This window comes from Nostoc sp. ChiQUE01b, from assembly GCF_034531255.1.
In the GTDB taxonomy this organism is placed as follows: domain Bacteria; phylum Cyanobacteriota; class Cyanobacteriia; order Cyanobacteriales; family Nostocaceae; genus Nostoc.
On record NZ_JAVRBM010000036.1, the window covers coordinates 39499 to 52041 of the forward strand.

Below are 12543 nucleotides of genomic sequence, written 5' to 3' on the forward strand. Positions count from 1 at the left end.
ACCTACAATGTTTTTAATTTACCAGTCATCAAAGTTTTAAAAAAATAGCTAAGTAAGAAAATGATGCCTTTAATTTTCCAAAAAAAACTATGCTCAAACAAAAATATTATTTTCAAATACGTAACAAAATCTTGGTATTTTGGTATTGGGATCGTTTTTAACTCGTTGAGAGATGTGAAAGCTAAGAATAACGGTGAGCTAAAATTGTTTTTTTGCAGAATGTAATTAAAGAGTGAATTGCGTTTCCAGAATCTCTTGTATTCATAGTTTTTGTCTACGTCTAAAAATTTCTTATTATGATACTGGTTATGATTATGTATTCTATACAATACTAAAGGTTTAGACATATAAAACTTTTTAGCCCCCACCAAAGAAGCTCCCCATACCAAACAATCATCAGCCCTTACACGCCAATCTTCTATATTTGGAATAGGTAAAAATTTTCTGACTATCTCTCTACGTATTGATAATGTTGAAGTTATGGAACCAATCCATTCACCATTATATAAAGTTCTAATTACTGAATAACCCAAATCTAAATCAACTGCATCGTCTTGAAATGTTCCTTCCACTGCTCCAAATTTTTTATACGCACAAAAGAGAAAATCACATTCGCTACGTCTATTATAAAAATTTAGCGCGGTTTCTAAATACTGAGGTTCATAAATATCATCAGCATCTAAAAAAAATATAATGTCACCAGTAGCAGCTAAAAAACCTTCATTAAAAGATGATAATTGTCCTTGGTTTTTTTCTTTCAAGATAGATTTAACATTAACTACTTGGGTAAATTTCTTGATAACTTCCGCAGAATTATCTGTGGATGCGTCATCAACAATGATAATCTCATCAAATTTAACTGTCTGATTTAAAGCACTATCAATTGCTTCAGAGAGAAATTCAGCATAATTGTAATTATTAATTAAACAAGAAGTTTTAATTTTAGTTTTATCCATTATTCCTACATTCAAAAAACTTGGTTTAGATGTTTGTAGTGCTGGTAGCTTTCACAATTTATAAGAGAACTTAACGCTCTTTGCGAAATTTAGTTAAGCTGCTAGATACAAAATCTTGTTCAATTTGTCGTTTTTTAGTGTCATGAAAATAATTATTAGGTTCATTTTTAGTATTCACACCATTGATGACTATCCCTAATACCTTCTGACCTGACTGAGTTAAAAACTCTTTAGCTGCATTTGCACTGTTCAAGTCAACTACCCCAGGACGAACGACTAATAAGATACCGTCAGTCAAGGTGCTTAAAACAGCAGCATCTGCTATTCCTGATAATGGAGGAGTATCAAAAATTACAAGGTCGTAATCTCTTCCAAAGTTACTAATTAATGTCGCCATGCGTTGAGAATCTAGCATTGCCACTGGATTGGGAGGCAAAACGCCAGAAGTAAGAACTTCAAGATTAGGCATTACTTCCTGAACAACTGTATCTAAAGAAGCTTGGTTAATTATGACATTACTTAATCCAATTGTATTTGTTAGCCCCCAGATATGATGCTGTATGGGATGACGCATATCTGCATCCACCAACAACACTCTACGCCCCGCCTGAGCCATAGTCACAGCTAAATTTGCAGATACGTCAGACTTTCCTTCTTTGGCAACGGAACTTGTAATTACAATGCTTTTGAGCGGTTTATCAGAACAGAGGAACTTTAAGTTAACTTGTAGTATTTGATATGCATTACCAACAGGGAAGTAAGGAATGTCTCTACCAATGATTTTGGGAATAGGTCTATCGAGTCCTGCTATAGAAGAATGATCTTTACCATTTCTAGCTTGTGTAGGAATCACTCCCAATACACTGTATCTCAAGACTTCTTTGGCTTCTTTGACGGTCTTCACCGAGCGGTCTATCAAGTCTAAAGTAAAGGCAACAATGATACCTAAGAAGAAACCAATTCCTGCTCCACCAACAATAAACAGCATTTTCCGAGGTCCTTCTGCTTTATCAGGGATTAAAGCATAGGAAATTACACGAGCATTAGGAATCTTTTGGTTCTGTGCAATATCAATCTCTTGGCGTTTCTTTAAGAGTGTTTCGTAAGTCGTTTGAGCTGCTTGCAATTTCCGTTCTAGCTCTCGTTGACTCTGTTCTAACCTTGGCAAATTATTTGCTCGTTTGATATAGGCATCTTGCTGTTGTTTGAGTGTGGCAATTTGTCTCTCCAGACCAACGCGTTCTGCCTGAGCACGAGTAATATCTGCAATTAGGCTTTGCCGCAGTTGTCCAACCTGTAAACTTCCCTGTGTTATTTGTGCTTTACCCGCTACTTGTCCCGTCCGCTCTTTTAGCAAGTTGTTAAGAGCTGCGACTTTTTCTTCTAAGCTAGTAATTGTAGGGTGTTCAGGTGAAAAACGGGTACGCTCTAGTGCAAGTTGGCTTTCTGTTTCTTGAAGTTGGGCTAGCACTTTCTGAACTCCAGGTGCTTGACTCAATTCAGATTCGATTACACCTTGCCGTGAATCTACCTGAGCTTCACTGCTTAACTGTTGTAGACGCCCCTTCACATCATCGAGTTGAGCTAAAGCTTGAGAAATTTGGTTTCCTAACTTAGAAATTGTATCGACTGCTGCGGCTGCTTCTTGTTCTAGGACAACAACTTTATTCGTTTCTTTAAATAGCCGCAGTTTTGATTCGGCTCTTCTGACAACTTCCTCAGCTTTAGGTACTTCTGTGACGAGAACCTGTTTGGCTGTCCGCGCTTCATTCTGATTAGCTTTGATATTTAAATCTATATAACTGTCAATAACTTTATTGACGATTTTAGCAGCTAGTTCTGGATCGCCACCTTTATAAGAAAGTTGTACAACATCAGTGCCTTTAATTCCTTCTATTTTTAGTTGTTTTGCCAAGTCGGGAATCGTGAGCAGTTTGCCTTGAATATCTTTGAGGTTGAGGGAATTAATTGTTTTCTCAACTACTGGATTTGATCCAATAACTCTCACCTGAGTTTCCAGGGGATTGTCGTTCACATTCAAAGCTTCTAAGCGTCCTATGTCTTCCGGTAAGCCCGTGAGTGAAGAAGAGCGATTTGTTTTAATCATCAAACTTCCTTCTGCCTTGTATGAAGGTTTTAGTGAAAATGCATACAAGCATCCAAGGCTAACAGATATGACGAAAATTCCAACTAGAGGTAGCCAACGCCGTTGAAGAACATCTAAATATTTCTGAATATTTACTTCTTCAAAGTTTGGTAAAGATTCCATTGTCATAATATTATGTAAAGCTTTATAAAAAAGACTATTTACTTACAGCAGATTGTTCTCCGAATTTTGGACTACAGTAGTACTGTAGTCTACTTTGCAATATTAATATTTGCGTTGATTGTTAGCTAATACCTTGTTGCTGAGGTTCTTCAATATCTGCTGAAGTTAACTAATAGTTTTGCAAGTCGCAATTTTAACTTAGATTGATATTTTACTGACAGCAAAAACAGGATAACTCACAATTTTATCCCTGATTTAGTTGCTTTCCATTTTTGGGGCTTAATTTTGGTTAACTTCGTTTTGTGTTACTACTAATGCAAGTATTGATTAGTAAACTAACAATCACTATCATATTCTGTAAGAACACTGAATTTGATAACTTTACAAAAAATTCATACAATATACTAATATATTCACTTTCTGTTTGCTAATTTTGAAAAGGCAAAAGGAGTTAATTCCTTCAGGGTAAGGAATAGAACAATTGAGTCAATTTTGGGAATAATATGGGACTGGCAATCATAAAATTGCATGATTTGAGTATTGAACCTATAAGGACTCGCAATCAGTTTAATTTGCCTTTGTGTAGACGTACACTACATTTTGTCTTACAAGTGTATATACATGGTAACACACATTAAATATAAACGGCTAGTAAGTAAATTGGCATACTAAAACTAAACATGCCAAGAAAGGTAAATTGGGCTAAAACCCTCTTTTATGCTCCCTCCTGTCTGAGCGCTAACTACGACAAATTTTTGCGTATATCGCTGCTTTAAAAATCAGCATAAGTTACTTTAGCAATCCTTCCAGTGCTAGGAGTAACAGTTACTCCTCCCGATTTACTTATTTTTACGGTGGCGGGGGTAACTGTTGCTGGAGTAATAGTTACCCCCCCCATCTTTCGGTACTTTTCTGAATCGGAATAATATTAGATTCCAATACTTTTTTTGTGGTATTTTGCACAGATTTTTGCAAATCTCTTACGGTGGCTTCAAGTTTTGATTGAATCTTTGTATTCAAATTCCCAATATACTTATCAAAGTTTGCTTTTAATTGACTATACGATAATTGAATTTCTTTTTTTGCCACCCTTGATTCATACAAGTTATCGTTAATTTTTTCTCTAAAATCTCGCGTCCTTTCCTGGTTTCATACAGTGCCTCATTTGCTTGTTTTTTGACCTCTTCGACATTTTTGCTAGTCGCTTCCTGTTGCTTGTTTAACTGAAAATAATCTTTGGCATTGGCATTCAAACTTTTCAAATTTATTTATTCTGGTATCAAAATTCTTGACTCACTCAAAGCTAACGTCAGTGAACAGGATGAGAAGCTGTTAGGTGGTAAGCAGATTCTTTCTAAAACTGATGAGTAAAGTAGTAAACCTACTGTTCCAGGAATTGTGTAAAATAATTCCTCTGACCTGATGCAATAGCCCTTCATCCAAATGAGGGGTTTTGAAATCTAAACTTTCAGTTACCCTGAAAAACAAATATAGCAATCCTAAATCAGTTGTGAGAAAGAAAATGGCTGAAAAGCTTGTAAATAGGTAGTTTTTATCTCAGTATTTTCTCACGTTTCAATTGTGATTGCGATAGTCCGATTGCCAATCTCAGCAAAAATAGTAGTTATTGTTACACACGATCGCAAAAAACGCGGATAACATGAGAAAAATCTCACCTAACAAACAAGGTGAGGCAAAACTGTTTATCTTTATGTCCCCTTAGCAGCTGTCTTCCAGGCTATGAGTTGTTAAGCAATTATCCCGCAGTGGATAGAACTTAATTACATTTTGTCTAAAGTATTAGGCAAAAATTATCACCCTTAGGGATAATTAGCTTGATAAAGAGCAGCTATTATGCATCATTAGTTAAAAGCAAAGGAGTTTGCAATGCATCGACAAATGTGCTGGTTATCTAAGTCTGGTGGCGACGGAGAGAAAATTTTGTATTTGCAGACAGAACCCAATCAACCCTGGCGTCCCTACACAGCTTTTGGACATTTTGCAGTCCCAGATTATCAAATACCAGGTGGTTCTAAAGGTTGGGCAACTTATCAAAAACTTTTGAAAGCAGGTTGGACACTAGTACCTAGCGCACGAGCAAACGAGTTTGGTAGCAGCTACGCAGAATCAACAATCCAAAATCAATAGTTATTGGTCATTTGTCATTTGTCATTTGTCATTTGTCATTAGTTATTCTTTGCGTCTGTGCGTCTCGCTCACAAACCTCTGGGGGAACCTTCACCACGAGGATCGGCGGCTCCTTCTAAAGTTCCATCAGATGTAACAGCGATCGCGTTACCATTACCCCAAGGAGTAGTTTCCTTTATTTTGTGTCCCCGTCTGCGTAAATCTTGCAAAGTTAGAGCATCCAAGCCCCAGGATTCGACGCGCAACTCATCTGGAAGCCATTGATGATGTATGCGTGGAACAGAAACAGCCGCACCAACATCCATGTTGTATTCCAGCACATTTAAGATTACTTGTAAAACCTGGGTGATGATGGTGCTACCACCGGGCGCGCCCGCTGCCATCCGAAAATGACCATTTTCTGTGACAATTGTGGGAGTCATGCTGGATAGGGGAGTTTTGCGGGGTGCAATGCTGTTGGCATCATTACCAACTAAGCCAAAAGCATTAGGCACTCCTGGCGCAACGGCAAAATCATCCATCTCATTGTTAAGAACAATTCCAGTTCCCGGTGTCACGACACCAGCACCAAAAATGAGGTTAATCGTGAAAGTCAGACTTACGGCGTTGTGTTGTTCATCCACAACATTCAGATGAGTGGTTTGGAGAGATTCATGTGGAAGACAAGGGGATGAGGCAGGGGAAGTAGGGACAGATGAGGGAGGACGTAGACATTTTGAATTTAAATCTACTGGCTTGACTTCGGTGGAGGGTCGAGCCATTTGCATATTAATTTCTTGACGGCGTTTTTTAGCGTAAGCTGGACTGAGCAGTTCTTGTACAGGGACTTTGACAAAATCAGGATCGCCTAAATATTTTGAGCGATCGCTGTAAGCAATCTTCATTGCTTCTACCATTAAATGTATCGCGTCTGGATGATGCCATCCTAAAGATTTTAGATCGGTGTCACCGATAATATTTAAAATCTGTAATAGGTGAACGCCTCCTGATGATGGTGGTGGCATTGAGCAAATTTTAGCTTTGCGGAAATTGCCACAAACGGGGGTGCGCCAGATTGGTTTGTAGGTCTTCAAGTCTTCGAGAGTAATTAAACCACCATTTTTTACCATATCAGAAGCGATCGCACGAGCAATACTTCCGGTGTAAAAACTTTGGGGATTTTCGGCAATTGCTGTTAAAGTGCGTGCCAAATCACGCTGCACCAGTTTCTCCCCTGGTTGATAAAACTCGCCATTGCGAGTAAAAATTTTCCGTGCGGCGGGATTGTTGAGAACTACTTCCTTACGGGGATCGTTTGCTTGCAGAGAACGCCAAGTAACCATATCACTAAGAATAAAGCCATCTTTAGCGAGTGCGATCGCAGGTTTCATTACCTCTTGCCAAGAAAGCTTACCATAGCGACGATGCACTTCATAAAGTCCCGCCACCGTTCCTGGTGTCCCTACTGCCAAATAACCATTAATACTTGCATTGGGGCGCACCTTTCCTTCTGCCTCTAGATACATATTTCTTGTGGCTTTCAGGGGTGCGCGTTCGCGGAAATCTAGCGCTTTCATGTCGCCAGTTTTCTCAGAGTGCATCAGTAAAAATCCACCGCCGCCGATTCCGGCTGAAAAAGGCTCAACTACAGAAAGTGCAAAGGTTGTAGCTACGGCTGCATCCACTGCATTACCACCTTTGCGTAACATCGAAATTCCTGCCTCACTTGCTAAAGGATGGGCTGAAACCACCATTCCCTTCTTGCTGCGTAAGGGTAAAGTTAAGGCGGCTGATGCCACTTGGCTGTAAAGTAAGATGGTGAAAGAAAAAATTACGCTCGTAACTCGCTTGGGTTTAGCAACAGTAAACATTTTTATCCCATTTCTCCTAAAATTTTATACTTATTTAACATCTTGGTGTGAGATTATTAATACGAGCTGACTTGAAAATTTTACAGTACTTATAAATGCTATGTTACAAAAAATAAGTAAAACATTTTTCAAAGCTTTAACTATTGGATTATGTATATCTAGCGGAAGCGTTCTCTCTCAAACATTACCGCTTTCCTCTAACTTAATAGGTTTTAATACCCCTGAAGGTGAAAAATTCTTAGTTGAGAGTAAATCAAAAGAAGATTTTTTTCCACTGAGTATGCAATTCATCACTCAAAATAATCAGGCATATTGTGGTGTTGCTAGTATGGTTATGGTACTGAATAGTCTAAAAATCCCAGCACCAGAAGTACCCCAGTACAAGCCATATCGAGTATTTACTCAAGAAAACTTTTTTAGCAATGATAATACAAAAAAAGTCCTAACTCCTGAAGCTGTGTCTCGCGAAGGTATGACTCTAGATCAGTTAGGGCAATTTCTAGCTAGCTATGGCGTTAAAGTTAATGTTTACCACGCTGCCGACACGAGTTTAGAGCAGTTCCGCAAACAAGCAGCAGAAAATTTAAAACAACCGCAAAATTTCATTTTAGTAAACTATTTACGCAAAGAAATTGGTCAAGAGAAAGGCGGGCATATTTCTCCTGTAGCAGCATATAATGAGCAAACAGATAGATTTTTAATTCTTGATGTTTCTCGTTACAAGTATCCACCAGTGTGGGTAAAAACAACAGATTTATGGAAAGCAATGCTGACAAATGATTCCGTATCAAAGAAGAGCCGTGGCTTTGTATTTGTCAGCAAAAGCCTTTGATCTAATAATCTGTTAATTGAATTTATGAATCCGGCGATCGCTTATCCTCGATGTAATGCGATCGCCAATATCTAAAATGTGAGTTAATTATGGATATGTGAGGCGGAGCCTCTAGGACGGCATTCCCAGTCTGAGACTGGGAACGAGACAAACGAGACAATATCTAAAAGCTGGTTCTAGGCTGGCTTTCACTTAAAGTTGACACCAATACTCTCTTATCCCCCCACTTGAACGGTTACAAATATGAAGAGTATGCAAAGATTTTTGGAAAAGATAGACATCTAAGTAAATATTCGATATTTAGTTATTGTTGGGTTATTTTGATGTTTCCTATTTTCCAGATAGAAATTCCAGGGCGATGCTGAAGGCGGCAAGCTACGCCGAGAACGAATGCATAAAGATTTCCTGTTTTCTGCTGTCTCAAGTGTTCCCTATTTTGAAACTAGTAAGACTTATACGTTGACAAACCAACTAAATTTTGTACAGTGCTTAAGACTTAGATAGTCCTTGATACTGAGATAAGTAATGTTTGCTAGCGAATAAAAATGGAAATCTTTTATGAACAATTTGTCACTCTATCTAAAGAGTGAATAAAGTATGCTGAAAGCTTCAACTTTTGGTAGATTATTTGTGCGCTCAAACATCACTAACTCGATTATTCACAACTAAAGTTACTCCAAAAATCGATTCAATCAGGAAAAACTTATGGCAATTATCATTGGAACTAGCGGTAACGACACCCTAAAGAGCGCTTTTGATTACGATAACTATGACACCCTAACTGGTGGCGATGGCAACGATATATTTTTTTTTGACGGCAACTCAAACTACATTAATACGATCACCGATTTCGGTGGAGTAGGTAAAGGAATAAACCCAACAGCAGCAGTCATTGCCGAAGTGGATACCCTAAGTTTCCAGAACAATAGTGGCTTCACTGCCCAAAACTTGCTCCTCACCCAGAATGGCACAAGTTTGTCAATCAGCTTTCAAAGGTTTCAAAGGTTTGGTAATTACAAATTCATCCTGGAAAACTTTGCTCTAGAAAACCTGGATAACCTCAGCAAATCCACTGGAGCCACTGTAGACTTAGGCAATATTCTGTTTTATGGGCAAACTACCATCACCGACAGTTTTGATGTCTTCAATGCCAACTTCACCCAAAGCACTGTTTTTAGAAAAAACACAGTCACATTCTTAAACGAACTCGACAACAATGTTAGTGGCTTTGACAATTCAAATGATGTCATCAATGGTCAGGGAGGTAATGACATTATTGAAGGTTTAAGTGGCAATGACATATTGAGGGGTGGCGCGGGCAATAATACCCTCAACGGTGGTGTTGGTGACGATACTTTGTATGCTGACTCCCCCTCAAGCAATAATCTGCTTAATGGTGGCGATGGCAATGATTTTCTCTCCACCTCTGGCAGCGACGAATACAACGCCTACTTACCAGACTACGACGATCGCTTTTTAGGTAATAATACCCTCAACGGTGGTGTTGATGATGATACTTTAAATGCTAGCGGTTCATTAGGCGATAATCTCTTAGATGGAGGCGATGGCAATGATTCTCTCTCCATCTCTGGAAGTAGAAGGAGTGACGAGTACACAGCGTCTAACTCTCGCTCAGATGGCGATAACACCCTCAACGGTGGTGCTGGTGATGATACCTTGAGCGCTAGTGGTTCAAATGGCGATAACCTGCTTTTTGGAGGCGATGGCAATGATTTTCTAGACATCTCTGGTTTTGTTATCCAATATTCTGACTCCTACCTCGACTCTCGATCATCTGGCAAGAACCTGCTTTCTGGGGGTGATGGCAATGATACTCTAACAGCCTCTGGTGCCACTGGTAATAACACCCTCAGTGGTGGTAATGGCGATGATAGCCTCACAGGCGGTGGTGGTAAGGATAGCCTCACAGGCGGCGGTGGTAAGGATAAATTTGTTTACAAAGGCTTAAGCAACTACACGATTAATACTGGCACTCATACGATCGCCGATTTTACTGGAGTAGGTAAAGGAACGAACCCCACAGCAGCAGTCATAGCCGAAGTGGATACTCTGATATTCCAAGACAATAGTGGCTTTACTGCCGACAATTTGCTTCTCACCCAGAATGGCACAAGTTTGTCAATCAGCTTTCAAGGGTATGGTGATACCAGATTCATCCTGGAAAACTTTGCCCTGGAAAACTTGGATAACCTCACCAAATCTACTGGAGCCACTGTAGATTTGGGCAATATTTTGTTTTATGGGCAAACTACTATCACTGACAGCTTTGATGTCTTCGATGCCAACTTTACCCAAAGCACTGTCTTTAAAAAAAACACAGTCACCTTCCTAAACGACCTAGACAACAGTGTTAGTGGATTTGACAATTCAAATGATGTGATCAATGGTCAAGGAGGTGATGACATTATTGAAGGCTTAAGTGGCAATGACATTTTGAGGGGTGGCGATGGCAATAATACTCTCAACGGTGGGGATGGCAATGATACTCTCAATGGTGGCACTGGCAATAACACCCTCAATGGCGGGAATGGCAATGATTCCTTAAATTTCGGCTCCCTATCGACGTTAGTAACTCAAACAGTAGATGGGGGAACAGGTAACGACATCTTGTCTTTCAGTTATAGCAGTGCTACCACGGGAATTACTTCAACTTTTGATCCGAGTACTAATATTACAGAAATTTCGACGACGGCGGACACAATAGTGTTTAGCTACAAGAATATCGAACAATTGAATATCACAGGTACAAACTACGATGATTATCTAGTCGGAAGCAATGGTAATGATACGCTCCGCTCAGGCAATGGCAACGATACAATAGACGGCGGCGCTGGTGAAGATTTATTGGATATTAGTTTTTCAAAAGGGAATCACCTCCTCAATGGAGGCAATGGCAATGATTCTTTACAGGCCCAAAGTAGTCTTTACGACGAATTCGGAAATTACGTTGGAAGTAGCGCCTCTGGCAATAACACCCTCAATGGTGGTGCTGGTAACGATACATTGGATATTTACGGTTCAGCAGACGATAATCTATTAGATGGGGGCGATGGTAATGATTCTCTGAGAGCCATTAATACCTCAGGTAATAACACCGTCAACGGTGGTGTTGGTGACGATACATTGAATGTTAGCAGTTCAGGTGCCAACATATTAGACGGGGGCGATGGTAATGATTCCCTGATAGCCTCTGGTGCCACTGGTAATAGCACCCTCAAAGGTGGCAATGGTGATGATACCCTTACAGGTGGCTTTGGCGATGCTATCCTTATCGGTGGCAAGGGTAATGATCGGCTCTTTGGGGAAGGTGGCATTGATACTTTTGTTTTCAATAGTTTCGATGAAGGTCTCGATTTGATACGTGACTTCGGTGCCATTAATGAACCTAATGAACTAATTCAAGTGTCGTCTGCTGGTTTTGGTGGCGGTTTATCAGCAGGTGTACTTCAGGCAAGTCAATTTACACTTGGAGAATCTGCAACCACTAGCAGCCAGCGATTTATTTATAACTCTACTATAGGTGCATTGTTCTTTGACCAGGATGGTAGTGCAGGCGCATTTACTCAGGTACAATTTGCCGGATTATCTGCTGGGTTGTCACTAACGAACAACAATTTTGTGGTTGTTTAATCGTTATCCTCGATGTAATGCGATGTCTGGCGACAAGCCGCTTCGCATCTACGCCAATATCTAAAATGTGAGCTAATTATGGATACCGTAATTACACCAGAAAGAATCAAGTTACCACTGGGCGCGGTGTTGAAGCTTTTGGGAGACTGGAAAGACTATCAAGTATTGAGTCAGCAACTAGGCGATCGCTCCTCACCTCGCATTAAATATCGCAGAGGAGAAATTTTACTGATGGCACCGCTACCAGAGCATGGAAGAGATGCGAGTTTGCTAGCAGATATTGCTAAGGTTTTGCTGGATCATTTAAACCGCGCGTACGAGTCATTTACGCCGATCACCATGAGCTTGCCAGAAATTAGTGGTATTGAACCAGACTTTTGCTTTTATATTGAAAATTGCAGAGCCGTAGTAGGCAAAAAAAGAATTGATTGGGAGTCAGATCCACCACCAGATTTAGCAATTGAAATAGATGTGACAAGCTACACTGACGTTAATGATTTCTTGCCTTATCGAGTGCCAGAAGTTTGGATATTAAAGAATAATCGGTTATTAATTTATCGATTGCAAGCAGAAAGTTATGTGCTTACAGAAAGCAGCTACTTTCCTAACGTCAGGGAAATTGTGCAGCAATGTCTCCAAATGGCTAATGAGCAAACAACAAGTGAAATTATTAGGTGGTTAAGAAACTATTTGCGCGAACAGCAGTAGTGGCGTGGCAAAGCTAAATTGTTGCAAAAAAATTTGTAGGTTGGGTTGAAAAACGAAACCCAACACTCCGATCTTGTACCAATTCAATTAATGATTGCAACATATCTTTGGGTAAAGACGCGATTCATC

The 12543-nt window shown here is 39.7% G+C and carries 8 protein-coding genes and 1 pseudogene; 5 read left to right on the plus strand and 4 right to left on the minus strand.

What is annotated here, in order from left to right:
• Positions 1–2 precede the first annotated feature (2 nt).
• From RMY63_RS22390 to RMY63_RS22400, 3 genes are all read right to left on the minus strand, one after another.
• Positions 3–956: a glycosyltransferase family 2 protein gene (locus RMY63_RS22390; protein ID WP_322730821.1), complete on the minus strand. Its 954-nt coding sequence runs from the start codon at positions 954–956 to the stop codon at positions 3–5.
• Positions 957–1026: 70 nt separating this feature from the next.
• Positions 1027–3231 carry a polysaccharide biosynthesis tyrosine autokinase gene (locus tag RMY63_RS22395; protein WP_322730822.1) on the minus strand — a complete coding sequence of 735 codons (2205 nt, stop codon included), beginning with the start codon at positions 3229–3231 and terminating at the stop codon, positions 1027–1029.
• An 879-nt stretch (positions 3232–4110) separates the two neighbouring features.
• Positions 4111–4314, minus strand: coding sequence for a hypothetical protein (locus RMY63_RS22400; RefSeq protein WP_322730823.1), 204 nt, complete (start codon positions 4312–4314; stop codon positions 4111–4113).
• 147 nt (positions 4315–4461) lie between these two features.
• Between RMY63_RS22400 and RMY63_RS22405 the strand changes: the two genes are divergently transcribed.
• The gene (locus tag RMY63_RS22405) at positions 4462–4596 is read left to right on the plus strand and encodes a hypothetical protein (protein ID WP_322730824.1); all 135 of its coding nucleotides are present in this window, start codon (positions 4462–4464) and stop codon (positions 4594–4596) included.
• Positions 4597–5112: 516 nt separating this feature from the next.
• Positions 5113–5373, plus strand: a complete 261-nt coding sequence (locus tag RMY63_RS22410) for a hypothetical protein (protein WP_322730825.1) — start codon at positions 5113–5115, stop codon at positions 5371–5373.
• 68 nt (positions 5374–5441) lie between these two features.
• Here RMY63_RS22410 and ggt read toward each other — a convergent pair whose 3' ends face one another.
• Positions 5442–7223: a gamma-glutamyltransferase gene (ggt, locus tag RMY63_RS22415; protein WP_322730826.1), complete on the minus strand. Its 1782-nt coding sequence runs from the start codon at positions 7221–7223 to the stop codon at positions 5442–5444.
• Positions 7224–7323: 100 nt separating this feature from the next.
• Here ggt and RMY63_RS22420 point away from each other — a divergent pair, with 100 nt between their 5' ends.
• The 3 genes and pseudogenes from RMY63_RS22420 (at position 7324) to RMY63_RS22430 (ending at position 12414) form a co-directional block, all read left to right on the plus strand.
• Positions 7324–8055: a phytochelatin synthase family protein gene (locus RMY63_RS22420; RefSeq protein ID WP_322730827.1), complete on the plus strand. Its 732-nt coding sequence runs from the start codon at positions 7324–7326 to the stop codon at positions 8053–8055.
• A 705-nt stretch (positions 8056–8760) separates the two neighbouring features.
• Positions 8761–11706 (plus strand): annotated as a pseudogene (locus RMY63_RS22425) (beta strand repeat-containing protein); the annotation flags it as partial.
• A 78-nt stretch (positions 11707–11784) separates the two neighbouring features.
• A complete protein-coding gene (locus RMY63_RS22430; protein ID WP_322730829.1) occupies positions 11785–12414 on the plus strand; it encodes a Uma2 family endonuclease in 630 nt (209 codons plus the stop codon).
• Positions 12415–12543: the final 129 nt, after the last annotated feature.

Bases quoted from the DNA above. Each gene is read 5' to 3' on its own strand.
- RMY63_RS22390 (WP_322730821.1), bottom strand. From the start codon at position 956: ATGGATAAAACTAAAATTAAAACTTCTTGTTTAATTAATAATTACAAT.
- RMY63_RS22395 (WP_322730822.1), bottom strand. From the start codon at position 3,231: ATGACAATGGAATCTTTACCAAACTTTGAAGAAGTAAATATTCAGAAA.
- RMY63_RS22410 (WP_322730825.1), top strand. From the start codon at position 5,113: ATGCATCGACAAATGTGCTGGTTATCTAAGTCTGGTGGCGACGGAGAG.
- ggt (WP_322730826.1), bottom strand. From the start codon at position 7,223: ATGTTTACTGTTGCTAAACCCAAGCGAGTTACGAGCGTAATTTTTTCT.
- RMY63_RS22420 (WP_322730827.1), top strand. From the start codon at position 7,324: ATGTTACAAAAAATAAGTAAAACATTTTTCAAAGCTTTAACTATTGGA.
- RMY63_RS22430 (WP_322730829.1), top strand. From the start codon at position 11,785: ATGGATACCGTAATTACACCAGAAAGAATCAAGTTACCACTGGGCGCG.